This window comes from Streptomyces caeruleatus (assembly GCF_001514235.1).
Lineage (GTDB): Bacteria > Actinomycetota > Actinomycetes > Streptomycetales > Streptomycetaceae > Streptomyces > Streptomyces caeruleatus.
In genome coordinates this window covers 120959-144345 of the sequence record NZ_KQ948936.1, presented here as the reverse complement: position 1 = coordinate 144345, position 23387 = coordinate 120959, and the positions used below count along the sequence as shown (strand labels likewise).

Annotated in this window: 30 protein-coding genes and 1 pseudogene; 10 read left to right on the top strand and 21 right to left on the bottom strand. The window is 71.7% G+C overall.

Features of this window, described 5'->3' with window-relative positions; translation table 11 throughout:
• Positions 1-18: 18 nt before the first annotated feature.
• The 20 genes from AQJ67_RS33635 to AQJ67_RS33540 form a co-directional block, all read right to left on the bottom strand.
• Positions 19-372, bottom strand: coding sequence for a hypothetical protein (locus AQJ67_RS33635; protein WP_062723139.1), 354 nt, complete (start codon positions 370-372; stop codon positions 19-21).
• Positions 373-425: 53 nt separating this feature from the next.
• Positions 426-1289, bottom strand: a complete 864-nt coding sequence (locus AQJ67_RS33630; protein WP_062723138.1) for a hypothetical protein — start codon at positions 1287-1289, stop codon at positions 426-428.
• A gap of 157 nt (positions 1290-1446) precedes the next feature.
• The gene (locus AQJ67_RS33625) at positions 1447-2289 is read right to left on the bottom strand and encodes a recombinase zinc ribbon domain-containing protein (RefSeq protein ID WP_062723137.1); all 843 of its coding nucleotides are present in this window, start codon (positions 2287-2289) and stop codon (positions 1447-1449) included.
• 17 nt (positions 2290-2306) lie between these two features.
• The gene (locus tag AQJ67_RS33620; RefSeq protein WP_062723136.1) at positions 2307-2567 is read right to left on the bottom strand and encodes a hypothetical protein; all 261 of its coding nucleotides are present in this window, start codon (positions 2565-2567) and stop codon (positions 2307-2309) included.
• Positions 2564-3340 carry a hypothetical protein gene (locus AQJ67_RS50265; protein ID WP_062723135.1) on the bottom strand — a complete coding sequence of 259 codons (777 nt, stop codon included), beginning with the start codon at positions 3338-3340 and terminating at the stop codon, positions 2564-2566. Before AQJ67_RS50265 ends, AQJ67_RS33620 begins: the two co-directional genes overlap by 4 nt.
• Positions 3337-3558 (bottom strand): hypothetical protein, encoded by a 222-nt coding sequence (locus tag AQJ67_RS33610; RefSeq protein ID WP_062723134.1) that lies wholly within the window; start codon positions 3556-3558, stop codon positions 3337-3339. Before AQJ67_RS33610 ends, AQJ67_RS50265 begins: the two co-directional genes overlap by 4 nt.
• Positions 3555-4127, bottom strand: coding sequence for a hypothetical protein (locus tag AQJ67_RS33605; protein ID WP_062723133.1), 573 nt, complete (start codon positions 4125-4127; stop codon positions 3555-3557). Before AQJ67_RS33605 ends, AQJ67_RS33610 begins: the two co-directional genes overlap by 4 nt.
• A gap of 97 nt (positions 4128-4224) precedes the next feature.
• Positions 4225-4689, bottom strand: coding sequence for a single-stranded DNA-binding protein (locus tag AQJ67_RS33600; protein ID WP_062723132.1), 465 nt, complete (start codon positions 4687-4689; stop codon positions 4225-4227).
• A gap of 3 nt (positions 4690-4692) precedes the next feature.
• Positions 4693-5208, bottom strand: coding sequence for an HNH endonuclease signature motif containing protein (locus AQJ67_RS33595; protein ID WP_062723131.1), 516 nt, complete (start codon positions 5206-5208; stop codon positions 4693-4695).
• Positions 5209-5336: 128 nt separating this feature from the next.
• Positions 5337-5507 (bottom strand): hypothetical protein, encoded by a 171-nt coding sequence (locus tag AQJ67_RS45930; protein WP_208615088.1) that lies wholly within the window; start codon positions 5505-5507, stop codon positions 5337-5339.
• On the bottom strand, positions 5504-5983 hold the full coding sequence (locus AQJ67_RS33590) for a hypothetical protein (protein WP_062723130.1): 480 nt from the start codon (positions 5981-5983) through the stop codon (positions 5504-5506). Before AQJ67_RS33590 ends, AQJ67_RS45930 begins: the two co-directional genes overlap by 4 nt.
• Positions 5980-6663, bottom strand: a complete 684-nt coding sequence (locus tag AQJ67_RS33585) for a zinc finger domain-containing protein (protein ID WP_062723129.1) — start codon at positions 6661-6663, stop codon at positions 5980-5982. The genes AQJ67_RS33590 and AQJ67_RS33585 overlap by 4 nt, the downstream gene beginning before the upstream one ends.
• Positions 6660-7622, bottom strand: coding sequence for a hypothetical protein (locus AQJ67_RS33580; protein ID WP_062723128.1), 963 nt, complete (start codon positions 7620-7622; stop codon positions 6660-6662). Before AQJ67_RS33580 ends, AQJ67_RS33585 begins: the two co-directional genes overlap by 4 nt.
• A 69-nt stretch (positions 7623-7691) precedes the next feature.
• A complete protein-coding gene (locus AQJ67_RS33575) occupies positions 7692-8222 on the bottom strand; it encodes a hypothetical protein (protein ID WP_062723127.1) in 531 nt (176 codons plus the stop codon).
• On the bottom strand, positions 8219-9913 hold the full coding sequence (locus AQJ67_RS49720) for a DNA cytosine methyltransferase (RefSeq protein WP_244190662.1): 1695 nt from the start codon (positions 9911-9913) through the stop codon (positions 8219-8221). Before AQJ67_RS49720 ends, AQJ67_RS33575 begins: the two co-directional genes overlap by 4 nt.
• Entirely contained in the window at positions 9910-10482 is a 573-nt protein-coding gene (locus AQJ67_RS33560; RefSeq protein WP_062723124.1) for a hypothetical protein, read from the bottom strand. The genes AQJ67_RS49720 and AQJ67_RS33560 overlap by 4 nt, the downstream gene beginning before the upstream one ends.
• Positions 10479-11552, bottom strand: a complete 1074-nt coding sequence (locus AQJ67_RS33555; RefSeq protein WP_062723123.1) for an ERF family protein — start codon at positions 11550-11552, stop codon at positions 10479-10481. Before AQJ67_RS33555 ends, AQJ67_RS33560 begins: the two co-directional genes overlap by 4 nt.
• On the bottom strand, positions 11549-11971 hold the full coding sequence (locus AQJ67_RS33550; protein ID WP_079056309.1) for a hypothetical protein: 423 nt from the start codon (positions 11969-11971) through the stop codon (positions 11549-11551). The genes AQJ67_RS33555 and AQJ67_RS33550 overlap by 4 nt, the downstream gene beginning before the upstream one ends.
• Positions 11968-12321: a hypothetical protein gene (locus tag AQJ67_RS33545; protein WP_244190661.1), complete on the bottom strand. Its 354-nt coding sequence runs from the start codon at positions 12319-12321 to the stop codon at positions 11968-11970. The genes AQJ67_RS33550 and AQJ67_RS33545 overlap by 4 nt, the downstream gene beginning before the upstream one ends.
• 68 nt (positions 12322-12389) lie before the next feature.
• Positions 12390-12581 carry a hypothetical protein gene (locus AQJ67_RS33540; protein WP_062723122.1) on the bottom strand — a complete coding sequence of 64 codons (192 nt, stop codon included), beginning with the start codon at positions 12579-12581 and terminating at the stop codon, positions 12390-12392.
• Between the two features lie 460 nt (positions 12582-13041).
• Here AQJ67_RS33540 and AQJ67_RS33535 point away from each other — a divergent pair, with 460 nt between their 5' ends.
• The 7 genes and pseudogenes from AQJ67_RS33535 to AQJ67_RS33505 all read left to right on the top strand — a co-directional run bounded on the left by AQJ67_RS33535 (position 13042) and on the right by AQJ67_RS33505 (position 19186).
• On the top strand, positions 13042-13497 hold the full coding sequence (locus tag AQJ67_RS33535) for a helix-turn-helix domain-containing protein (RefSeq protein ID WP_062723121.1): 456 nt from the start codon (positions 13042-13044) through the stop codon (positions 13495-13497).
• A gap of 25 nt (positions 13498-13522) precedes the next feature.
• Positions 13523-13888 (top strand): hypothetical protein, encoded by a 366-nt coding sequence (locus AQJ67_RS33530; RefSeq protein ID WP_062723266.1) that lies wholly within the window; start codon positions 13523-13525, stop codon positions 13886-13888.
• On the top strand, positions 13885-15537 hold the full coding sequence (locus AQJ67_RS33525; RefSeq protein ID WP_062723120.1) for a recombinase family protein: 1653 nt from the start codon (positions 13885-13887) through the stop codon (positions 15535-15537). The genes AQJ67_RS33530 and AQJ67_RS33525 overlap by 4 nt, the downstream gene beginning before the upstream one ends.
• 38 nt (positions 15538-15575) lie before the next feature.
• Positions 15576-16229, top strand: a pseudogene (locus AQJ67_RS33520) (ATP-binding protein); the annotation flags it as partial.
• The gene (gene dprA, locus AQJ67_RS33515) at positions 16226-17386 is read left to right on the top strand and encodes a DNA-processing protein DprA (protein ID WP_062723119.1); all 1161 of its coding nucleotides are present in this window, start codon (positions 16226-16228) and stop codon (positions 17384-17386) included. The pseudogene AQJ67_RS33520 and the gene dprA, both read left to right, overlap by 4 nt.
• A 304-nt stretch (positions 17387-17690) precedes the next feature.
• Positions 17691-18533, top strand: coding sequence for an RNA polymerase sigma factor WhiG (whiG, locus tag AQJ67_RS33510; RefSeq protein ID WP_062723118.1), 843 nt, complete (start codon positions 17691-17693; stop codon positions 18531-18533).
• Positions 18534-18628: 95 nt separating this feature from the next.
• Positions 18629-19186, top strand: a complete 558-nt coding sequence (locus tag AQJ67_RS33505; protein WP_062723117.1) for a TetR/AcrR family transcriptional regulator — start codon at positions 18629-18631, stop codon at positions 19184-19186.
• A 386-nt stretch (positions 19187-19572) separates the two neighbouring features.
• On the opposite strand, the gene AQJ67_RS33500 is transcribed toward AQJ67_RS33505, so the two are convergent.
• Positions 19573-20181, bottom strand: a complete 609-nt coding sequence (locus tag AQJ67_RS33500; RefSeq protein WP_244190660.1) for a murein hydrolase activator EnvC family protein — start codon at positions 20179-20181, stop codon at positions 19573-19575.
• Between the two features lie 273 nt (positions 20182-20454).
• On the opposite strand from AQJ67_RS33500, the gene rpsB reads away from it, so the two are divergent.
• From rpsB to pyrH, 3 genes are all read left to right on the top strand, one after another.
• Positions 20455-21366 carry a 30S ribosomal protein S2 gene (gene rpsB / locus AQJ67_RS33495; RefSeq protein ID WP_062723115.1) on the top strand — a complete coding sequence of 304 codons (912 nt, stop codon included), beginning with the start codon at positions 20455-20457 and terminating at the stop codon, positions 21364-21366.
• A 152-nt stretch (positions 21367-21518) separates the two neighbouring features.
• On the top strand, positions 21519-22355 hold the full coding sequence (tsf, locus tag AQJ67_RS33490; RefSeq protein ID WP_062723114.1) for a translation elongation factor Ts: 837 nt from the start codon (positions 21519-21521) through the stop codon (positions 22353-22355).
• 195 nt (positions 22356-22550) lie between these two features.
• Positions 22551-23309 (top strand): UMP kinase, encoded by a 759-nt coding sequence (gene pyrH, locus AQJ67_RS33485; RefSeq protein ID WP_062723113.1) that lies wholly within the window; start codon positions 22551-22553, stop codon positions 23307-23309.
• Positions 23310-23387 lie beyond the last annotated feature (78 nt).

Below are 23387 nucleotides of genomic sequence, written 5' to 3'. Positions count from 1 at the left end.
GGCGGGCCCCCTCGGCGGTCAGGCGGCGGGGATGATCAGGACCGGATCGGCGGCGGGCCACGGGTCGCACACGTCCCACGGGTTGTCGTCGCCGAGGTCGACGACGGGGCCCTCGTGGTCGGCCATGGTGGCGCACGACCCACAGCCGCACGTCGGGTCGTAGGGCTTGGGGCGGGCGGTGTACTGGTCGTTGAAGTAGTCGGCGGCGGGCATGCGGCCCTGGGGGCCGCTGAACGACGCGAGGACGGTGTCGCCGTCGGCGACCTGGTCGGCGCGCACCATGCGGGCGGCGGCGGGGTCGACCAGCAGGGGGGCGTGATCCTCGTCGGCGGGGTACGCCGTCACGACCACGGGGAAGAACTCGACGAACATCGGGTGTCCCTTCGGGTGGGGGCGCCCGCGCGGGGCGCCCCCTCGGTGGTCGGTCAGGCGCGGGCGTCGAGGACGTGGGCGCGGACGGCGGCGACGGCCTGCTCGAAGAACTTCCACTCGCCGTCGAGGTCGTGCTGTCGGCCGTCGGCCCCCGTGACGCTCGCCTCGATGGGGCGTCCGGGCCAGACGTGGCCGCGCTCGACGCGGTCCTCGAACACCACGGCGTACCCGTAGCTCGACCACGCGCAGACCCACCCGTCGCGGTCGACGGTCGGGTACGCGTACGCGTCGCGGGTCTCCTCGTCGTCCTTGATGGTGAGACCGAGGCGCGGCAGGAACGTGATCAGTCGGGTGGGGCGCAGCTTCTCGACGGCGAGGGCGAACGCGTTCTCGCGGGTGCTGATGCCCGAGAACAGGTAGTCGCGGCTGGGGTAGATGTCGCCCTCGGCGGGGATCTTGGCGACGGCCCAGTACCCGTCAAGGGGCTTGCTGGCCGTGTTGAAGACGGCGAACGTGTCGCCGTTGAACTCGAACGTGGAACGGCCCTCGGCGTCGGGCTCGGCGAGCTGGGGCTCGGGGGCGGCCTCGCGGTGGTGGGTGCCGTCGCACTCCTCGGCGCGTCCGGTCTCGGCGCAGTCGCACGGGCACCCGCAGTCGGTCACGGGGCGAACGAAGAACACGAACGCGTCGACCGTGTGCTCGCCGACCAGCTCGGCGACGGTGTCGCAGCTGGCGAGGCGGGCGTACAGCTCGTCGAACGGGGCGTCGTCCTCGACGTCCTCGGCGACTCCGGAGATGTCCCCTTCGAGCCACGCGAAGATCATCCCGAAGTCCTCGCCGATGCACTCGACCCGGTACTCGGAGTCGAGGCCGATCTCGTGAAAGCCCACGTGGTAGCGCGTGCGGTTGGTGTTCATCGGGGGTCGCTCCCTTGGTCGGTGGTGGCGGGTGAGGTCCGCCGCGGTGTGACCACTGTAGCCACTTCTGAAGCGACTTCACAAGCCGGATCACAAGTCAGTTCACAACGGGGGCGCCGGGCAACTGCCCGGCGCCCCCGGCGACTTGGGTCCGGCCCTACGCGGCCGGTCGCTGCCGGGCGTCGGCGAGGGCGGCCCACAGGGCGACCAGGTCGGCCCCCCGCCACACTCCCGACCGGCGGCCGTCGGCGGGCGCGGTGCACGCTGCGCCGGTCGAGCAGCTGACGACCGGCTCGCCGCCCGGACGGGTCCGGCCGGTCAGGCTCCCCCCGCACCACGGGCATGCCTCGGCGAGGGCCGTCGTGCGGCCGTCGCGGCCGAGGGCCCGCTCGACCGTGCGGCGTGCCCGGCTCGCGGTCGCCGCGACCTCGTCGAGCAGGCGGGCGGGCATCGGCTCGAACAGGTCGCCGTACTCCTCGCCGAGGGCCCGGCCCTCAAGCCACACGGCGGCCCAGTGCAGCCCGAACGCCCGGCTACCGGCCGAGGCGGCGCTCGCCGGTCCGGCGTCGCGGTGCGTGGGCGGGTGCCACCGTGCGGGGTCGGCGGTGTCGGCCTGGTCGGGGACGAACCGGCCCCGGCTGTCGCGCGCCGGTCGGACGGGGCGCTGCACCTGCTCGGCGACGACGTCGGCGAGGTCGAACAGCTCGCGCTCGACCTCGGTCGCAGCGTCGAGGGCGTCGAGGTTGAGCGGGGCCGGGTGCTCGCGCAACAGCAGGGGGAGCCGGCCGACGACGGCCTCGACCGGCTGCTCGTCGTCCTCGGCGCGGTCGGCGGCGGCGAGCTGGTCGAGGAACCCGGCGCACTCGCGCGGCGGCCACTCGGCGGCCGGTCGTCGGCCGATGGCGGCGAGCAGGTCGCCCCACTGCTCGCGCACGGCGGCGAGGTCGACGGCGGCGCGGTGGGCGACCGGCGGGGCGGCGGGGGCGAGGGTGGTCGTCATGGTGGCTGCTCCTGTGCTCAGTGCTGGCGGCGGCGGGTGCGGGCGGGCCCGTACGGGGACTGCCACGCGGGCCGGTCACGGTGGCGCGGGGCGCCCTGGTCGTCGATGACTCCGGCCTCGCGCAGCTGCTCGCCGAGGGTGGCGAGGCGTTCGGCGGCGGCCCGGACGGCGGGGGCGACGGCCTCGACCCATGCGCGCACTGCGGCGCCCAGCTGCTCGCCGGCTGCGCGCAGCTGCTCGGGGTCGACGGCCGTCGGCGGGGTCGGCTGCTCGGTCACGACCGGCCCGCCGTGTCGAGGGCGTCCCGTACGGCGTCGGCGAGGTCGTGCGTGCCGTTGGCGTACGCGAGGTCGTTCGGCAGTCCGAGGCGCGGCCGGGGTTCCGTGGGCAGAACGGCCCGGACGGCGGCGAGGCGCTGCTCGGCGGCCTTGGCCTGCTCGCGGTAGTGGTCAACGGTGCGTTGCATCGTGGCGCCGAGGCGGCGTGTGCGGTGCTCGGCGGTCGCGAGGGCGATGTCGTGGTCGCGCTGCTGCTCGGCGAGGCGGGCCTCGGGAGACTCGGCGACGGCGGCGAACGCTGCGTGTATGGCGGTCGCCTCGGGGGCGAGGGCGTCGCGGTCGTCGTCGAGGGCCTGTTCGATGCGCTCGGCGTAGATGGCGGCGGCGCCCTGGGGGGAACCGGCGCGCATACGGCGGGCGAGGGTGCGCACGCGGTCGACGGCGGCGCGGGCGCTGTCCATGTTCGCGGCGTAGGTGCGGGCGGTGTCCTCCCACCCCTTCGCGCTGCGCTCGGCCTCGACGATCGCGGCGTCGGCGGCGGCGCGGTGCCGGTCGAGGGCGCGCGTCGTTCCGGCGTTGGCCTTGCGGCTGTCGTCGGCGGTGCGCATCTCCTCGGTGACGTACTGCCGCAACACGACGGCCTCGGCGCGGGACAACACGCCCCGCTCGGCGCGGGCGAGCAGGACGTCGAGGGCGGCCCGCCGGTCGCGGCGTTCGTGGTCGCGGCCTCGGGTGCGGGAGTGCCGTCGGCGCGGCTCGGTGGTGGTGGTCATCTGTCGTTCTCCTGGGCGCGTTCGGTGAGCACTCGGCATGTGGCGCAGCCGCGGGGGCATGGGCCCTCACCCTTGGCGAGGCGCAACAGGGCGCGGTCGGCGTCGCGGGCGCGGTTGCGGGCGAGGGGGCCGGGGTCGCGTCGGCATGCCCACAGGCCGAGGGGCACGCCGGACGCGACGACCAGGGCGAGGACGATCGCCCACGCTGCGCCGGTCACTGGTCGGCCTGCTCGTCGAGGGCGGTCGCGAGGCTGTCGAGCAGCTTCCGGATGCTGTCCTTGCCGGTGAGCAGGCCGCGCGTGCTGCGGGTGACGCCCCATCGGGTGCGGGTGGCGTCGGTGTGTTCCTTGGCGAGGGCGGACAGTTCGCGGGTGTGGGCGGCGAGCAGGACGTACGCGGTCGTGAGGGCGGCGGCGGGGGTGCGCGCTTCGGTGTCGAGCAGCAGGTCGCGCAGCGATGCGAGGGTCGGTGACTGCTGGTCGGCGTTGAACGCGAGGCACTGCCGGGCCTCGCCGGCGGCGCGCTGCGCTGGTGTGCTCGCGGCGAGCGGTGCCTCGGACGGCGAGGCGGGCGCGTCATGGATCGGGCACGGGTGGCCGGTCGCGACGGCGGTCGAGCAGCGTCCGGCCGGGCTGTCGAGGCCGTCGACGAGCTGTCGCAGGATGTGAGCGGCGACCGGTCGGGGGAGGTTGCACGCGATGTCGGCCGGGCCCTCGTTCGGCACGGTGACGATCAGGCGGTGAGTGTCGAGGGACGCGACGGTGACGGCGTCGGGAATGCGGGTCACGGGGCGTTGCTCCTGTCTCGGGTTCGAGGGGTTCGAGGTGCTGCTCGCGCGCGCGGGCGGGCCCGCGACCGGACGCGCGCCGGTCGCGGGGGCCCGATCAGAACGGGGGCTCGTTGCTGTGTCCGCCGGTCGCCCACGGGTCGCCCTGGGCCTGGCTGTAGCCGTGCGCCTGCTGTTGCTGGGCGCCGCCCTGGTTTCCTCCGGCCTTGGTCACGACCGCGGTTGCGCGCAGCAGGGATGGGGCGACCTCTTCGGCCTGAATCTCGTATGACGACCGGGTCTTGCCCTCGCGGTCCTCGTACTGGCGCTGTGTGAGGCGGCCGACGACGATCACGCGCATGCCGCGCTGTACGGACTCGGCGACGTGCTCGGCCTGCTGGCGCCACACGGCCACGCCGAGGAACAGCGGCTCGCCGTCCTCCCATTCGTTGGTCTGGCGGTTGAACTTCCGGGGTGTGTTGGCCATGCGGAAGTTGCAGACGGCGGCGCCGGACGGGGTGAACCTGAGTTCGGGGTCGGCAACGACGTTGCCGGTCATGGTGATGGTGGTGTCGCCACTCATGGGTTACGCGGCCCTTTCGAGGGTGGGGGCGGTACGGGGTCGGATGGGCTCGACGACGGCGCGGCGGTCCTCGCGCTTTGCGGCGCGGGCGGCGCGGGCGGACGCGTTCTTGCACGCCCGGCACTTCCTCGTCCCGTTCTTCGCGCGGATGGTGTTCGCCTGGTCGTAGGCGTGGCCGGCGGGGCAGTGCGTGACGGCGGCGCGGGCGGCGACGTGGTTCGTCGAGCGGAGGATGTTCGTGCGGTGGGTGACGGCTTCGAGGTGGCCGGGGGCGACGCACTCGCGGCGGCGGCATCGGTGGTCGACTTCGAGGCCGGTGGGTATGGGGCCGTTGGCCTGCTGGTAGGCGTAGCGGTGGGCCTTGACGGTGCGGCCGTCGACCCAAAACGTGCCGTAGCCCTTTTCGTTCTGGGCGCCGTCCCACAGGTGGCAGGGGCCGGGGCAGTTCCGGCGGAGTGACCAGGGGCCGGCGGTGTTCACCTTGTCGGCGAACCGTGCGGCCGGGGTGGGCCGGTCCATGGATGTACCTCCGTCAGGATGTAGGTCGTTCCGAATGTTCTTCCATGGTCGGCTCGTGCCTTCCATGGATGGAAGATACATCGCGGGGGGCGGCGCGGAACGTTCGGATTCCCGCCCCCTGCGAGGCGTTATGCGGCTGCTGGGCGGTCGGTGTCGGGCTCGGCGGCAGTGATAGTCCACCCCATGGCCGTAAGTTCCTCGACGACCTGCTCGGCCATGTCCCCGGCATTCCGTAGGCCGTTGCCGAGGGTGATCTCGACGGCGGCGCGCACGACGGCGACGGCGGCGGGCGGGATCATCGCTGCGCCCCGGTGACGTGCCGGGCGTCGCGGCGTCCGCACTGCTCGCGGGCGACCGGCGGGCGCACCATGAGCCGGGCGAGGTCGGCGCGGTCGCGCTCGGACTGCTCGGCGGCGGCGAGGCGGGCGGCCTCGGCCTGCTCGGCGCGGTGCCGCTCCTCGGCGGCCTGGCGGCGCTGCTCCTGCTCGGCGGCGCGGCGCTCGGCGACCAGGGCGGGCCCGTCGAGTTCGTACAGCGTGCGCCACAGGCCGTGTCCGCGGTGCTTCTCGACGATCACGTACGCGCCCTGCTCGGACATCTCGCGGGCGACGCGGTCGCGTTCGTGCTTGTCGGACGTGACCTTGATCGCGGGCCGGTCGGGCCTCTTGTCCCACGATCCCGTGACGCGAAACGACTTGGTGTTCTTCGTGCGGTCCGTCGCCGAGGCGCGGCGGCGGTGGGGGGCGCGGTCGGGGTGCTTGCGGGCGGACGTCATGCGGCCGGCTCCTTCGATGCGTAGCGGTGGGCGGTGGCGAGGTCGAGGCGGGACGGGTGCGCGCTGCTGCGCGGGTTGCGGCGGTAGTTGACGCACGGCTCGCCCTTGCGGGCGCGGCACTGCTCGTACGGGCACGCGACGTCGAGCGGGTCGGGCAGTCCCTCGACGGCGCGGCGCTCGCGCTCGGCTCGGCGCGGCCGGAACTCGGCGAGGGCCTGGGCGACGCTGCGCGGGACGTACTCGCCGAGGGCGGCGAGGCGTTCGGCGACGTCGGGGGCGGGCCCGCCGGTCAACTCGCGGAACGTCGCGGCCGGTGCGGCACCGACGGCGACGGCGTGCCGGGTGGCGACCAGGGCGGCGCGGTACGCCTCGGGGTCGTCCGGGTCGACGGCCGGAACGGGGTCGTGGTGCCGGTCGACCACGTCGCGGCGGAACGCGTGCCACGGACGCGACACGTCCGACGGCTTGATCGGGTACGGCGAGGTCGCGATGTGGTGGCGTACGACCTGTGACGCGTCCCAGTGACGTCCGGCGGGGTGCGGCGCGGTCGGCGGCACGTCGGCGAGCAGGTCGGCCCACTGGTCGAGGACTTCGTCGGCGGCGGCCTGGTCGGCCGGGGCGCTGCGGGGGTCCAGCTTCACGGCGTAGGCGAGCAGGGCGGCGACTTCGCGGCGGTTCACTGGGCGGACTCCTGGGGGTCGTCGAGGGCGGCCGTGCGGAACAGGTCGGCGGCGCGCTGCACACGGCCGGGGCGGGCGGCATCGAGGGGGATCACGTCGGCTCCGGGCGCGGTCGGGGCACCGGTGGGGACAGGCGGGAGCGCGGTCCAGCCGGGCAGGAAGTACCGGACGCTGCGAGGGCGGGAACGGGCGCGGCGCCACTGCTCGCGGGCGTGGTCGACCAGGGCGGGGACGGCCGTCCGCTTCACGATCGCCTCAAGGCGGAACCACTCGGCCTCGGCGAGGGACCACTCGACGACGACGCCCGCCGCGGTGAGCGCGTCACGCAACGGCCGAAGGTTCGGCGGCACGGCGGGGGTCGAGCCGTAGCTAGCTTGCTGTACCTCCGTAGGAGGTACAGCGGGACGGGTCGGGTCGGGTCGGGGGGACCGTGACGGGTCCATACCGTCACGCTGTGACGACCACTCCTGACCTGCGATGTCTTCCGGGAACTCGATCTGATTCGCGGACGGTTCGCGATTTTCCGGCGACGGATCGTCGTCGATTCGCGGACGATTCGCCGACGAATCGAACGGATTACGCTCCTGGTTCCGCTGCTCGGCGGCGCGTTCGCGGGCCCGCTGCTGCCGGTCGGCGGCCCTCGCGCGCTCGTCCTCGACCTTGGCGCGGGTCGGGTTGTAGATCAGAAAGTCGTGCATGTAGTAGTCGCCGGGGGCCGGCTGCTTGCACTTCGGGTGCGGGCACGTGTGGCCGTGCTCGTGCCACAGACCGGCGGCGACCAGCTTCCGGGCCTGCGGTGCGGTGCCGTACAGCTGGGCGACGACGCCCGGTACAACGCCCTCGGTGAGGTGCTGGGCGGCGTAGGCACCGGCCTTGACCCACAGGCCGACGGCGGCGTTACCGGCCTTGAGCGTCTTCGGGTGCCCGTAAAACGTGTCGTCGACTTTGAACCAGGTCACGGGGGCTGTGCTCCTTGAGTGGGGCGCCCGGGGCGAGGGGCGCGGCGGCTCGTCCTCGCCCCGGGGCAGTCATGCGGCGGAGTAGTACGGGCGGGTACGGGCCGGCTGGTGCTCGTCGCATCGCGGCCCGCACGGGTACGGCCGTACCTGGGAGTCGCGGCACTGCGGGTTTCCGTGCTCGCAACTCGGCTTACTGGAAAGCCGGTTGCACTCGGCGCAGTACCGCTTGCCGTCGGCACGGTGGCGGCCGTGTACGGCCTGGTCGTGGTCGCACTTCGGCGGCCGGTGCTCCATGCCCTTGACGGCGGCGAGGGCGGCGCGGTCGCGCTGCCTGGTCTCCTGGTCGTCGACATGGGCGGGCGAGCAGCACGTCGGCACGTCGCACGACGGCTTGACGGTGCCGACGGGCTGTCGTCCGGTGCGCAGGATGAACGCGGCCTGAAACGCCGTGTACGGGGTGCCCTTGTGCTGGAACCGGCCCCCACCCTTGGCGGGGGTGCCGGTCCACTCGCGGTGTCCGCCCTCGGCCTCGCGGGTGCGCCTGGCGAACGCGACCGCGAGACCGGCGGGAACGCCCTGTACGGGCGTGGTGGCGCTCACGCGGCCAGTCCGAACCGCTCGGCGATACCGGCGCGGTACAGCAGGAAGCGCAGCACGTACGCGGCCTGCTGGGGCACGACGCCGTTCCCCAACGCCTTGAGCTGGGCGGGGCGGGACAGGCCTGGCACGGCCGTGACGTGGCCTGCGGGCAATCCCATCATCCACTCGACGAACGCGGCCGTTAGGCGGCCTCGATCGTCAGTTGGCCGGGGTGCCGGTCGGCCCGTGACCGCTTCCCACCGCTCGACGGCGGGGCCGTAGGGGCCCCAATCGAGGCCGCCGCGTTCGCCAGAGTCGGCGTCCCGTCGCCGTACTTCTGGTTCGGGCTCGCCTTGGTGCCGTCGCTCGCCCTCGGCGTCGGGAACATCGGTAGCACGACCTCGGACAGCGGCGGCCGGAACCCCTCGCTTGCCCGACGGCCCGGCGTCCCCGTGTCGCTCGCCCTCGGCGTCGGCAGCAGCCTGGCGGCGTCCGTCAGCGTCTCGCCGTTCCCCTGCCCGTACGGCGTCCCGTCCAGTCGCCGGGTTCTCGTTCCCCGGGAGTCCGCCACGGTCGGTGTCGGTAGCAGGTGTTCGACCTCGTCCGCGAGCGTCGGACCGTGCCCGCCCCGCTTCCTCTTCTCCGGGTGCTGCGACCCCCCGTTCACCGCGAGTTGCGCGGTCGGGGTCTTGAGCAGCTGCACGACCGCCGGTAGGCCGTCCTCGTACCCCACGCCCTTGCTGTCCCTCGCCCTGGGCGTCGGCAGCTGCCGGATGCGGGCCCGCAACGTGTCGTTGCGGTTCCCGTCCGGGGCCCCCGGCCCGTTCCACTCGCTCGTTGTCGGGGTCGGCAGCAGGCCACGCGATGATGAAAACGCGCTCGCGCTGGTGCGGGGCCCCGACGTCGGATGCGCGCTGCACGTGCCATTCCGCATCGAACCCGAGGTCGGCCAAGTCGCCGAGTACGGCGCCGATAGCTCGAAGAGTGTCGGCGTCTCCGTCGTCCTCATCCACAGGCGCGCCGTCTGGTCCCACACTGCGAACGGCCTTGGCGGAGAGAAGTCCGCGCACATTCTCGATCACAACCAATCGGGGTCGGAGTACGGATATCGCGCGGGCGACGTGGAACCACAGGCCGGACCGCGTTCCCTTGATCACGCGCTCGGGAGGCGGGCCCGCCGGGTCGGCGAGGTCGCGGGCGTTGAGTTCGGCGACCGCGGCGGCGGCGGCCATGCCGGCGAGGCGCGAGGGGACGGCGCCGGACGGCGACGCCGCTTCACACGTCGCGTGGTCGTGGTCGCCCCACCGGCAGTTACCGCACGCCATGACGCCCGCGGGTACGACGGTGTCGCCGACGACGCCCGCGCGCTTGCCTGCGAGGCTGACGTCTTGGCACGGGAAACCGGCGGTCAGGACGTCGACCGGCTCGACGTCCGACCACTCAACGGCCGTCACGTCGCCGTGGTTGGGCACGTCCGGCCAGTGGTGCGCGAGGATGCGCGCGGCGTACTGGTGTTTGTCGTCGGGGTCGTACTGGCAGTGCCACGCCACGGACGCGCCGAGGACGTCGCACACGGCCATGTCGAGGCCGCCGTACCCGCTGCACAGAGAACCGACGCGCAGCGTGTCGCCCTCGTCGAGGGCGAGCTGTCCGGGCACGTCCGTGAACCGCTCGGCGATCAGCTGCGCGGCCTTGTCGAGGGTGCGCGTCATGCGGCGTCACCCCCCGCCGTGATGGCGGCGAGCTGCTTGGACAGGGCGCCCGTGCGCCACGCCTGGGCGACCTTGGCCCGTCCGTCCGTGCGCCACGTGATCGCGTGCGTGCGCGCGCGGGTGGGCTCGATCCTCACGCCCGGCACGTCGAGGACTTCGCCGGTCACCTTGTCGACCAGCTTCGCCGCGCCGGCGGCGTCCATCTCGGCGAGCAGTTCGGCGAGTTTCCAGTCTTTGACGGTCCGTACGATGCGGGTCTCGGTCCACTCCTCGTCGGGCCACTGCTGGCGCACCCATCGGGCGAGGGCTTCCATGTCCTTGACGACCGGTCCCGTCTCGCCCTTGCGGAGTGAGATCGTGGCGACCTGCTCGCCGTCGGGGAGGAACGCCCCGACGCGCTCGGTCCCGTCGCGCTTCGCGGCGGCGTCGAGGGCCTTCTGTGTGCGGGCCTTGACGTCCTTCTGTGCGGCGGCCACGCGCTCGGCGAGCAGCTTCAACACGGCCTCTTCGGTGGCGAGGTCGCGCAGCGACTCGACCGGCTGCTCGGCGGCGGGCTGCTCGCCCGTCATGCGCTCGCCCCCTTTGCGGCGTCGAGCAGGTCGTCGCGCATCTCGCGCAGCTGCTCGACGGTGGCCTCGGTCGGCTTCACGCCGTGGCGCGAGCTGAACAGCTGCTCGACCTCGGCGCGGTCGGTCACGCCCGCGCTGCGGGCGGCGTCGAACAGCTCGCCGACGGCGATCACGTGTTCTTCGGCCTGGGGCGGCGTCTCGCGCTGCTGCCCGGCCTGGGGCGGCTGCTGGGCGGCCTTCCGCTTCTGTTCGGCGACCTGGTCGAGTTCGGCGAGGTAGGTGTCGGGGGCTCCGTCGGCGACGGCGGCGGCGCGCACCTTCGCGAACGCCTCGGGCGTCGGCGCCTTCCGTGCCTCGACGAGGTAGTCGCGGCGCGGGCCCGCCGGTCGCTGCTGCTGGCCGGGCGACCGCTCCCACGGTCCGGGCTCGGCGCGGTTGCTGCGGCGCGGCTGCTGCTGGCGCTGCTGTCCCTGCCCGCGCTGCTGGCGCCGCTGCTGCTGGCGCTGCTCGCGCTCGGCGCGGTGCTCGGCCGTCGGCTCGACGGGGTGCTCGCGGTCGCCGTCGTCGATGCTGCGGCCGTCCACGGGGATCATGAACACGGTGAACAGCAGGTACTTAAGGGCGGCCGACTGAGCCTTGTTGGTGGCCTTGTCGGCAAAATCGCTCGCCTCGCCGGGCACGTCCGCGACCAGGCAGTCACCCGCGGGCCCGTATACGTGGTACCGCATCGTGATCACGACGTGGGTCATCTTGTCGCCGCGGCGTTCGGCGCGGTGCTCGGCGATGCTCGGCAGGATGAACAGGCCGTGGGCGCGCATCGGCCCGGCCATGGCCGACATGACGTCGTCGATGCCCCGGAACTTGTACCGCTGCTGCTGGTTCTCCTGGTTCTTGCCGACGGGGACCGTGTCGCGCATGACGGCGTTGACCACAGAGAAGATGCGCGGGGCGTCCTCGGGCATGCCCGCGGGCGGGGGCACGTAGGTGACCTGAACGCGTGCGAGGGCGTCGGACAGGGACAGGGGCGGCTCGGTGTGCGGGCGGCCGGGGTGCAGGGGAGTGACAGTCACGGGCGCGTGGTCCTGTTCGTGCGGTGGCGGCGGAAGCGTGCGGCGAGGCGGCGAGTGATGCGGCCCGCGCGGGGGTCGGCGTGTACGGCGAGGCCGGTGATGCGGCGGGCGAGCGTGAGCGCGTCGTCGGGGCCGAGCAGGTCGTCGAGGTTGTCGGCGGTCGGCGCCTCGGCGAGCAGGGCCTCGCGGCTCCCGTCGGCGGCGGCGGCGCGCATCGCCCGCTCGTACTCGGGCATGTCCTCGCTCACGACGGCGTGATCGAGGCGGACGACGTTCGCGGCGTGCGTGGTGAGCAGGGCGGCGACGTCGTCGGGGTGCTCGGCGAACGCGAGGGCGAGGGAGTCGAGCAGCTGCTCGGCGCGGTCGGCGATCGGCAGACGGACGGCGAGGCCGTCGGCGGTGAGCGTGGGGCGGATCATCGGTGCAGCTCCTCGGGCATGGCCGGCTCGTCGAGGGCGAGGTCGCCCGTGATCGCGTCGTAGACGTGCGGGCGACTCCAGTCGGCGGCGGGGAACATCCGCAGCAGCAGGCCGCGGGCGGCACGGTGCGCCTCGCGGTCGGCCTCGACCGGCCCGCCGAGGGCGTCGTCGAGGGCGACCCACGTCGCGACGCGCTGCTCGCCGTCGCGGTCGGTCGTCACGGGAACGGTCCGCACGCGGGCGGTACCGGGGGCGATCTGGTCCAGCTGCCGGGCGATCACGCCCGCGCGGGCGAGGCGCTTCCGTTCGGCCTCGGCGTCTGGTGCGGCGGTAGGCTGGCGGGTGTTCACGATCGGTCCTTTCGGGGTTTCGGTCGCAAGGGCCGTCCGGGTCGCATCCGGGCGGCCCTCGTTCGTCTTCAGGCGGCGGCGCGGTGCTCGACGGTGGGCGCCTGCTGGCGCTGCTGGCGTTCGAGGCGGCGCATGATCAGCTCGACCTCTGCGGGGAGCCGACCGGCGGCGCGGTCGCGGTCGCGGCGGGCGCGGGCGGCGTCGAGGACGCGCCGGGCGTTGGCGATGGCCTGCTCGCGGGGAATCACGGCGCCGGTCATGCGGCCCTCTTGATGAGCTGACCGGCTGAAACGCCGTAGTGCTGTTCAACTGCTGCCGTGACTACGGCACTTGGGGCGGTGTGTCCGTTCCACAGGCGCCATGCGGTATTGCGTGCAACCTTCAACCGTCTTGCGGTGTCTGACGGAGTGTGGTCCCCCGCTTGCTGAGCGGCGGCGACCAGTGCGGCGCGGTCGTACATGCGGGCATCGTCCTTCCATGGCCGGAGCGTTTCCGTCCATGGATGGAACGTATCATGCAGCTGTGACGGATGAGTCGAACAAGCGGCCGGGAATGCGCTTTCCAAACCGCATTGACACCCGGCATATGCCCGACAATGATCGGACACCTGTTCGATGCGGGGCCGCTGTTCAAGGGGGTGAACCGTGCTTATTACGCATGTTCAGGACAGGTTCCGGGGATCACGTTGGTGGTACGGTCCACGCGCGATATGTTCCGTCCATGGAACACAGCAACCCGCCGGGGAACGACAAGGCGACCCCCGAAGAGTTCGCGGCCTGGCTGAGGGATCAGCTCGAACGCCGCGGCTACGACCTACGACCTAGGGGCGGCGGCCAAACCAGGTTCGCCACCGACTCAGGAATCGGCACCGGCACCATCAGCCGCATGCTCAACGCCAAGCAAGGCGCCCAGGACATCCGCGTACTCGAACTGCTCGCGACAGCACTCGGCTTGCAGCTGTCCGAGGTACTGGTCGCTGCGGGCATCCTCAGCCGCGACGAACTAGCCGCAGTACAGCACCAGGGCCCACGGCCCGGCGGCCCCCTCACACCAGAGCAGGCCGCCGCTGAAATGGGCATCAACGACCCCGACGACGTCGAGATGTTCGTCTCTACAACCGAATTCCTACGACGGCGGCGTGCCAAGAACCACGAGCGGCGCATCGCGGAGAACTAACGCACGGAGGCACAGCACAGTGAGCGTGACCCACCGATACCTGCCCGCATTCGCTTCCACCCTGCTCATGGTGGGACTGTCCGCCGGCGTGATCGGACTCCTCGGAAACAACAACGACTTATTCGGGGCCGGCCTGTTCCTCACCCTTACAGCCGTCCCCCTGATCATCGCCCGCACTGTGCACCGCTCCCAGGGCGCCACGGCCGACCAGCTCGCCGACGCCGACCGCGCCGGATACACCCGCGCCCTCGACCACGTCGCGCGCGGCCTGCTCGACGCACCCGCACCGCCCGAACCGGGACACCGCGCCGACGGCGCCGAGCAGGTCGCGGGCAACGTGATCACACTGCGCCCGCACCACACGGACCGACTCGAACGGAAGGCACTGTGACCATCCTTGACACACCACCCACATTCCGCGGCTTACCACCCGCGGACGACGACGCCGAAAAGTGGCTCGCCTACTTACGCGTTTCCACGTGGCGCGAGGACAAGATCAGCCTTGATCTACAGCGCACAGCGATTCAGGCATGGGAGCGTCGCGGCCCGCGTCGAGTCGTTGAGTATGTAGAAGACCCAGACGTGACCGGCCGAAACTTCAAGCGCAAAATCATGGGCTGTATCCGACGCGTCGAGGCCGGCGAGATCCGCGGCATCGTCGTATGGAAGTTCAGCCGGTTCGGCCGCAATGACATGGGCATCGCCGTCAACCTCGCCCGGGTCGAGAAAGCCGGCGGCGACCTTGTGTCTGCCACTGAAGACGTAGACGCCCGTACCGCCGTAGGCCGCTTCAACCGGCGCATCCTGTTCGACCTCGCCACGTTCGAAAGCGACCGCGCCGGCGAGCAGTGGAAGGAAACGCACCAGTGGCGGCGGGCCCACGGCCTACCCGCGACCGGCGGCCGACGCCTGGGCTACATCTGGCACCCGCGCCGAATCCCGCACCCCACCGACCCGGGACAGTGGACGATACAAAGGGAGTGGTACGAGGTCGAGGAACGCGCGCGCGACCACATAGAGGACCTGTACGCGCGCAAGATCGGCGACGGGTACCCCGTCCCCGACGGGTACGGCAGCCTCGCCGCATGGCTAAACGGCCTCGGCTACCGAACCGGCGACGGGAACCCGTGGCGAGCAGACAGCTTGCGCCGCTACATGCTGTCCGGGTTCGCCGCCGGACTGCTGCGCGTACATCACCCTGACTGCCGGTGCGACTACACAGCCAACGGCGGCCGGTGTACGCGGTGGATTCACATCGACGGCGCACACGAGGCGATCATCACCCCGGAGACGTGGGAGCGATACGAGGCGCACGTCGCCGAACGCCGAAGAATGACGCCTCGGGCCCGAAACCCTACGTACCCGCTTACCGGGCTCATCCGGTGCGGAGGGTGCCGCGAGGGCGCCGCCGCGACCTCGGCCCGCCGCGCGTCCGGTCGGGTCCTCGGCTATGCCTATATGTGCGGCCAGAGCCGAAACGGCCTGTGCGAAAACCCGGTATGGGTTCAGCGATACATCGTCGAGGACGAAGTACGCGGGTGGCTTGCCCGCGAGGTCGCCGCCGATGTCGATGCCGCGCCGGCGACGCCCGAACCGGTCGAGCGGGACAACCGGCGGGCCCGTGAGGAAAGGGAACGCGCACGGCTGGAGGGTGAGCACACCCGCTTGACGAACGCGTTGACGAACCTCGCCGTAGACCGCGCCATGAATCCGGAGTCGTATCCCGAGGGTGTATTCGAGGCCGCGCGGGAACGGATCGTGAAGCAGAAGCAAGCCGTTGCCGAAGCGCTCGAAGCGCTTGCCGCGGTGGAGGCCACTCCCGAGCGCGCGGCGCTGATGCCTCTTGCGGTCGGCCTGTTGGAGGAGTGGGAGACCTTCGAGGCTCCCGAGACAAACGGCATTCTTCGGTCCCTGGTCCGGCGCGTGGCGCTCACTCGGGGCGCCAAGGGAAAGAAGGGTGTCGAGGGCAGCGGCGAGACCCGTATCGAGGTTCATCCCGTGTGGGAGCCCGACCCCTGGGCGGACGACGCCCCGCAGTAACACGCTGTATCTACTGGCCGTAGCCACTTGTTTTATACGTCTCGTTCCTCGACGAGACGCCCGAGTTCAGCAGCCAGGCCCTCGACGCTCTGCGGCAGCCCCTGGAGGCCGGGCACGTGGTCATCGCGCGCAGCGCGGGCGTCGTGCGCTTCCCGGCGAAGTTCCTGATGGTGCTGGCCGCGAACCCGTGCCCGTGCGGCCGTTTTTCCCGGACGGACGAGATGTGTGAGTGCCCGCCCTCTGCGATCCGCCGCTACCAGGCCCGGCTCTCCGGACCGCTGCTCGACCGGGTCGACCTCCGCGTCGAGGTGGACCGGGTCACCCGCGCCCAGCTGACCGAGCGCGGCGCCCGGGGCGAGTCCACCGCGACCGTCGCCGACCGGGTGCGCGCGGCCCGGGAGCGGGCGACAGCGAGGCTCGCCGGTACGCCCTGGCGGACCAACAGCGAGATCCCCGGACGGGAGCTGCGCAGCCGCTGGTACGCCGCGATCGGCGCCATGGACGAGGCGGAACGAAATCTGGAACGCGGTGTGCTGACCGCCCGAGGACTCGACCGTGTCCTGCGCGTCGCCTGGACCGTCGCCGACCTCGTCGGCCACGACCGGCCCGACGGGACCGATGTCGCCCTGGCGCTGCAACTGCGCACCGGCGTCCCGCGCGGTGTGCCCATGGCCATCGGGGCGCTGACATGACGGGGAGCGGGACTCCGGACGACGAGCTGCTCGGCCGGGTCTTTCTCAGCCGGGTCGTCGAGCCCGGCGACGAGGTCACCGGGCGGTGGGTGCGGGAGTACGGCGTGGGGGAAGTGGTGCGGCGGTTGCGGGAGGGGACGGAGGCCCTGCCGGGAGTGAGCTACAAGCGGTGGGACGGGCTGCGGGCGCGAGGGCAGCGGGCCGACCCCGGCCGGGACCTCGCCGTCGCCCGGGAAGCGGGGGTGCGGTTTCTCCGCCCGGGGGACGTCGAGTGGCCGGGGCAGCTCGACGATCTGGGGGACGCCCGGCCGATCGGGTTGTGGGTGCGGGGGCGGGCCAGTCTGCGGATGTGGGCATTGCGGTCCGTCGCCGTCGTGGGGGCCCGGGCCTGCACCGAGTACGGCGCGCACATGGCCGCCACGCTGGCCGGCGGGCTCGCCGAACGGGGCTGGGTGGTGGTCTCCGGCGGCGCCTATGGCGTCGACGGCGCCGCGCACCGGGGCTCCCTCGGCGCCGGGGGAGCGACCGTCGCGGTGCTCGCCTGCGGGGTCGACCGGCCCTATCCGCGCGGCCACACCCAGTTGATCAACAGGATCGCCGAGCAGGGGCTCGTGATCGGTGAGCTGCCGCCGGGGGACCATCCGACGCCCAGCAGATTCATCGTGCGCAACCGAGTGATCGCGGCCCTGACCCGGGGCACCGTGGTCGTGGAGGCCGCCCACCGCAGCGGCTCACTGGTCACCGCCCGGGCCGCACAGCGGCTCGGACGTCACACGATAGGGGTCCCGGGCGCGGCCACCAGCGGTCTCTCCGCGGGCGTGCACGAACTCCTGCGCGGTGACGCCGTGCTCGTCACCGACGCTGCCGAGGTCGTCGAACTCGTGGGCGACATGGGAGAACTCGCACCGGAACGACGCGGGCCCGTCCTGCCGCGCGATCTGCTGGAGCCGAGGGCGCGCAGAGTCCTGGCCGCGCTGCCCGGCCGGCGCGCGGCCACAGCGGACGAGGTGGCACGCGGCGCGCAGACCACAGAGGACGACGCGGTCGCGAGACTGTACGAACTCCGCTCACTTGGTTACGTCGAACGACACGGCGACGGCTGGAAGTTGACACGCCAGGCGATGATCTCCGTTCGGGCCGGTCACAGTGGATGCTGACCGAGCGTGTTCGGCCGTACGGGGGAACACGGACGCCCTTGTGAATTCCCCCAGTTGGGGTGTTCCGATGATCACGTAGAGCGACCGAGATGCCCTGGCGGGGCGTCCAGCGGAACGTATCTGCGTGCGGCTGGTGCTCCGCCCTTCGCGCACCGCGACACTTCAGTCACGCTACGCTCACGTGAATTCCGACTCAGACCGGCACCTCGACACCGGAAGGTCCCCAGAACGGCACCAGTGCGACATCAGACCGACAGCTCCTCCAGGAACCCCCACATCACGGCAGAACGGCACAAGGCAACGAATGCCCCAGCACACCTCCGGGTCCGACCGGGCGGCCATCCCCCCAGCCGCCCGTGACGGTGGCAGCGTGCGGCCGCCCGCTCCCTCGACGCTCGACGAGCTGTGGCGGTCGTACAAGGCGACGGGGGACGAGCGACTGCGCGAGCAGCTGATCCTGCACTACTCGCCGCTCGTCAAGTACGTGGCGGGCCGGGTGAGTGTCGGCCTGCCGCCCAACGTGGAGCAGGCCGACTTCGTGTCCTCCGGGGTCTTCGGGCTCATCGACGCGATCGAGAAGTTCGACATCGACCGGGAGATCAAGTTCGAGACGTACGCGATCACCCGGATCCGGGGCGCGATGATCGACGAGCTCCGGGCGCTGGACTGGATTCCGCGGTCGGTGCGGCAGAAGGCGCGGAACGTGGAGCGCGCGTACGCGACGCTGGAGGCACGGCTGCGGCGGACGCCGACGGAGGCCGAGGTGGCCGACGAGATGGGCATCGCGGTGGACGAACTCCACGCGGTGTTCAGCCAGTTGTCGCTGGCCAACGTGGTGGCACTGGAGGAGTTGCTGCACGGCGGGGGCGAGGGCGGCGACGGGCTGAGCGTCATGGACACGCTGGAGGACACCGCCGCCGACAACCCGGTCGAGGTGGCCGAGGACCGGGAGCTGCGGCGGTTCCTGGCGCGGGCGATCAACACCTTGCCCGAGCGGGAGAAGACCGTGGTGACGCTGTACTACTACGAGGGCCTCACGCTCGCCGAGATCGGGAACGTGCTGGGGGTGACCGAGAGCCGGGTCAGCCAGATCCACACCAAGTCCGTGCTCCAGTTGCGGGCGAAGCTGGCCGGCTTCGGCCGTTGACCTGGCGGGACGTGTGCGGGGTTGCGCGGAGTGACTCCCGTCGGCGGGGGTGCGTCCGTACAGTGGTTGACGTGCCAAGGATTCGAGCGGCCTCCGTGGCCGAGCACCGGTCGATGCAGCGAGCCGCCCTGCTGGACGCGGCTCGTTCCCTGTTGTCCGAGGGCGGGACGGAGGCGCTGACCTTCCCGGCCCTCGCCGAGCGGACGGGCCTCGCGCGGTCGTCCGTGTACGAGTACTTCCGCTCCCGGGCCGCCGTGGTCGAGGAGCTGTGCGAGGTCGACTTTCCCGTGTGGGCCGCGGAGGTCTCGGCGGCGATGGAGCGGGAGGCCACGGCCGAGGGCAAGGTCGAGGCGTATGTGCGCCGCCAGCTCGCGCTGGTCGGGGACCGGCGGCACCGTGCTGTCGTGGCGATCTCGGCGAGTGAGCTGGACGCGGGGGCCCGGGAGAAGATCCGGGCGGCGCACGGCGGGCTGGTCGCGATGATCGTCGAGGCGCTTCGGGAGCTGGGGCACGCGGAGCCTCGGCTGGCGGCGATGCTGTTGCAGGGCGTGGTGGACGCGGCCGTGCGGAGGATCGAACTGGGGGCGGCGGAGGAGCCTTCGGCGATCACGGACGCGGCTGTCTCCATGGCGTTGCGGGGCGTTCGGGGCTGAGCTCTGCGTGAGCTCTGCGTGTGCCCTGTGTGTTCCCTGCGGGGCTGGGCGGGTGGTTGTGCTGCCCGGATCTGGGGGTGCCCGGCGTTGGAGTTGACGCCCGGACGTCGTCCTGCCCCGTACTGGTGGATGGGCCGGTGTCGGGGTTGAGGCCCAGGTGTCGTCCCGTTGGCCGGAACTGGCGGGTGCCCGGTGTCGGGGGTGACGCCGGGGTGTTCCGTTGCCCGGAACTGACGGATGCCCGGCGTCTTGGCGGAGGCCCGAGCGTTGCGCTGCCAGGCACTCGCGGGGTGCCGCCCTCTGGGGGACGGGTGCCGCTCCGCCGGCACGACTGCCCGCGGCTGTGCGGGCAGGGCGCGAGCGTCAGCCGTGGTCGGCCCAGTCGGCTACGACGGCAGCGGTACCCCCAGTACCGGCAGCAGTCTCGATGGTCCCCGGCGGAGCAGCCATGGGGGCAGGAGTGACAGCGGGTCCAGGTAGGTGTCGCCCTTTCGCAGGCCCCAGTGGACGCAGGTCGTCGTGCAGTGTGAGCCGGTCGGCTGCACCGTCCCCACAGGCTCTCCCGCCTCTACCTCGTCGCCCTCCTTCACCGTCGCCCGCACCGGCTCGTACGTCACCCGCAGTGGTGGATCTCCCGTGTCCGTCAGGTCCACGGACACGACGCCCTTTCCCGCGACGTGGCCCGCGAACGACACTCGGCCGGCCGCCACCGCTCGTACGGGCGTCCCCGCGGGCGCCGACAGGTCCACGCCGCGGTGGCCGGGGCCGTACGGGCCCGTCGGGGGATCCCAGCCGCGGAGGATCGGGGGGTGTGTGCCCACGGGCCAAGCCCGGCCGACCGCAGGCACCGCCGGGTCCGGTGCCGCAGGAGGCACGGTCAGGGCGGTCGGGGTCAGTCGGGGGACCGGTGCCAGCAGGGCGGTCGCCGTCAGGAGCAGCAGCAACATCAGCCGTCCGCATGTCCTCGCCGCCCCAGGCCGTCGTTTCTCTCGCATGCCGCAACCGTCCCGTATCACCGCCGATCATGGCCGGGATCTGTGGACAACTCACCGGTTGTGGACAGCGGCGTCACCCGGGGCCTCGCGGGTCCCGTACACTTCTTCTGGCGATCCGGGTCACCGGGTCGACTTCGCACGCCCCGATACGAACACCGGAAACGGGTCCGTATCAGCGCCCCTCGGTCCTTCGTGGCACGGCGCATGTGGGCGTCAGGCGCGGAAGCCGTCCGGCATCCGCGGCACAACCGAGAACATTCAAGGAGTGCGGCCATGGCCGTCGTCACGATGCGGGAGCTGCTGGAGAGCGGCGTCCACTTCGGTCACCAGACCCGTCGTTGGAACCCGAAGATGAAGCGCTTCATCTTCACGGAGCGCAACGGCATCTACATCATCGACCTGCTCCAGTCGCTGTCGTACATCGACCGCGCCTACGAGTTCGTCAAGGAGACCGTCGCCCACGGCGGCACGGTCATGTTCGTCGGCACGAAGAAGCAGGCGCAGGAGGCCATCGCCGAGCAGGCCACCCGCGTCGGCATGCCCTACGTCAACCAGCGCTGGCTGGGCGGCATGCTCACCAACTTCTCGACCGTCTACAAGCGTCTGCAGCGCCTCAAGGAGCTCGAGCAGATCGACTTCGAGGACGTCGCCGCTTCCGGTCTGACCAAGAAGGAGCTTCTCGTGCTCTCGCGCGAGAAGGCCAAGCTGGAGAAGACCCTCGGTGGTATCCGCGAGATGCAGAAGGTGCCCAGCGCCGTCTGGATCGTGGACACCAAGAAGGAGCACATCGCGGTCGGCGAGGCCCGGAAGCTCAACATCCCGGTCGTCGCCATCCTCGACACCAACTGTGACCCCGACGAGGTCGACTACAAGATCCCGGGCAACGACGACGCGATCCGCTCCGTCACCCTGCTCACCCGCGTGATCGCCGACGCCGTCGCCGAGGGCCTCATCGCCCGCTCCGGCGTCGCCACCGGCGACAAGGGTGAGAAGGCCGCGGGCGAGCCGCTCGCCGAGTGGGAGCGCGACCTGCTCGAGGGTGAGAAGAAGGCCGAGGAGGCCCCGGCCGCCGCCGAGGCCCCTGCCGCCGAGGCCCCCGCTGCGGAGGCTCCGGCTGCCGAGGAGGCCCCGGCCACGGAGGCCCCGGCCACCGAGGCTCCGGCCGCCGAGGGCGAGCAGGCCTGACACCGTCAGCGTTGACGGCGGGAGCGGCATGAAAACCGCTCCCGCCGTTCACCCGTAGGTCGACGGAAGGTCGGCGGCACCGGCTACTCCATGGGAGCCGCAGACCCCGTAGATCTTCGATCTTCCAGACTTCGAGAAAGATTCACAGACTCATGGCGAACTACACCGCCGCCGACGTCAAGAAGCTCCGTGAGCTCACCGGCGCCGGCATGATGGACTGCAAGAAGGCGCTGGACGAGGCCGAGGGCAACGTCGAGAAGGCCGTCGAGGCGCTCCGCATCAAGGGCCAGAAGGGCGTCGCCAAGCGCGAGGGCCGCTCCGCCGAGAACGGCGCCGTGGTCTCGATCATCGCCGACGACAACTCCTCCGGTGTCCTCGTCGAGCTGAAGTGCGAGACGGACTTCGTCGCCAAGGGCGAGAAGTTCCAGGCCGTCGCCAACCAGATCGCGCAGCACGTCGCCGCGACCTCCCCGGCCGACCTCGACGCCCTGCTCGCCTCCGAGATCGAGGCCGGCAAGACCGTCCAGGCGTTCGTGGACGAGGCCAACGCCAACCTCGGCGAGAAGATCGTCCTGGACCGCTTCGCGCAGTTCGCCGACGGCTTCGTCCTTGCGTACATGCACCGCACGATGCCCGACCTGCCCCCGCAGATCGGTGTCCTCGTCGAGCTGGACAAGCCGAACGCCGAGGTCGCCAAGGGCGTCGCCCAGCACATCGCCGCCTTCGCGCCGAAGTACCTCTCCAAGGAGGACGTGCCGGCCGAGGTCGTCGAGTCCGAGCGCCGCGTCGCCGAGGAGACCACCCGCGCCGAGGGCAAGCCCGAGGCCGCCCTGCCGAAGATCGTCGAGGGTCGCCTCAACGGCTTCTTCAAGGACGCCACGCTCCTCGGTCAGCCGTACGCGCTCGACAACAAGAAGTCCGTCCAGAAGATCCTGGACGAGGCCGGTGTCACCCTGAAGCGCTTCTCGCGTATCAAGGTCGGCATCTGAGTCCGTGCCGCGATCGGCGCCCGGTCCCGATAGGGTCGAGGGAAGTCGTTGGCGGACTCCGTCACCGCGCACGTGTGCGTGACGGACGACAGCAGATCTGACGAGGAGGCCATTGCCGCGCATGGGATGCGAAACACGCCCCAACCGGCAATGGCCTTCTTCGTATGTGCACCACGTAACAAAGGCGGGATCTCGATGACCACCAAGGCCCAGAAGAGCGACGACGGCAAAGTACGCGGCCGGTTTCTGCTGAAGCTGTCCGGAGAGGCCTTCTCCGGTGGCGGGGGCCTCGGCGTCGACCCGGACGTGGTGCACAAGATCGCCCGTGAGATCGCGGCCGTCGTGCGCGACGGCGCGCAGGTCGCGGTCGTCATCGGCGGCGGCAACTTCTTCCGCGGCGCCGAACTCCAGCAGCGCGGCATGGACCGGGCCCGCTCCGACTACATGGGCATGCTCGGCACCGTCATGAACTGCCTCGCCCTCCAGGACTTCCTGGAGAAGGAGGGCATCGACAGCCGGGTCCAGACCGCCATCACCATGGGCCAGGTCGCCGAGCCGTACATCCCGCTGCGCGCCGTACGGCACCTGGAGAAGGGCCGCGTGGTCATCTTCGGCGCCGGTATGGGCATGCCGTACTTCTCCACCGACACCACCGCAGCCCAGCGCGCCCTGGAGATCGACGCCGAGGCGCTGCTCATGGGCAAGAACGGGGTGGACGGGGTCTACGACTCCGACCCCAAGCGCAACCCGGACGCCGTCAAGTTCGACTCCCTCGGCTACGGCGAGGTCATCACCCGCGATCTCAAGGTCGCCGACGCCACGGCGATCACCCTGTGCCGCGACAACAAGCTCCCGATCCTCGTCTTCGAGCTCCTGGCGGAGGGCAATATCGCGCGCGCCGTCAAGGGTGAGAAGATCGGCACGCTTGTGGGTGAGCAGGGCGGTCGGGGCTGACGCTCCGACAACTCCGACAACGAACCCGTCCGGGGGACGGACGGGGCGGACCCTGACCGGGGGGATGGACAATGTCCT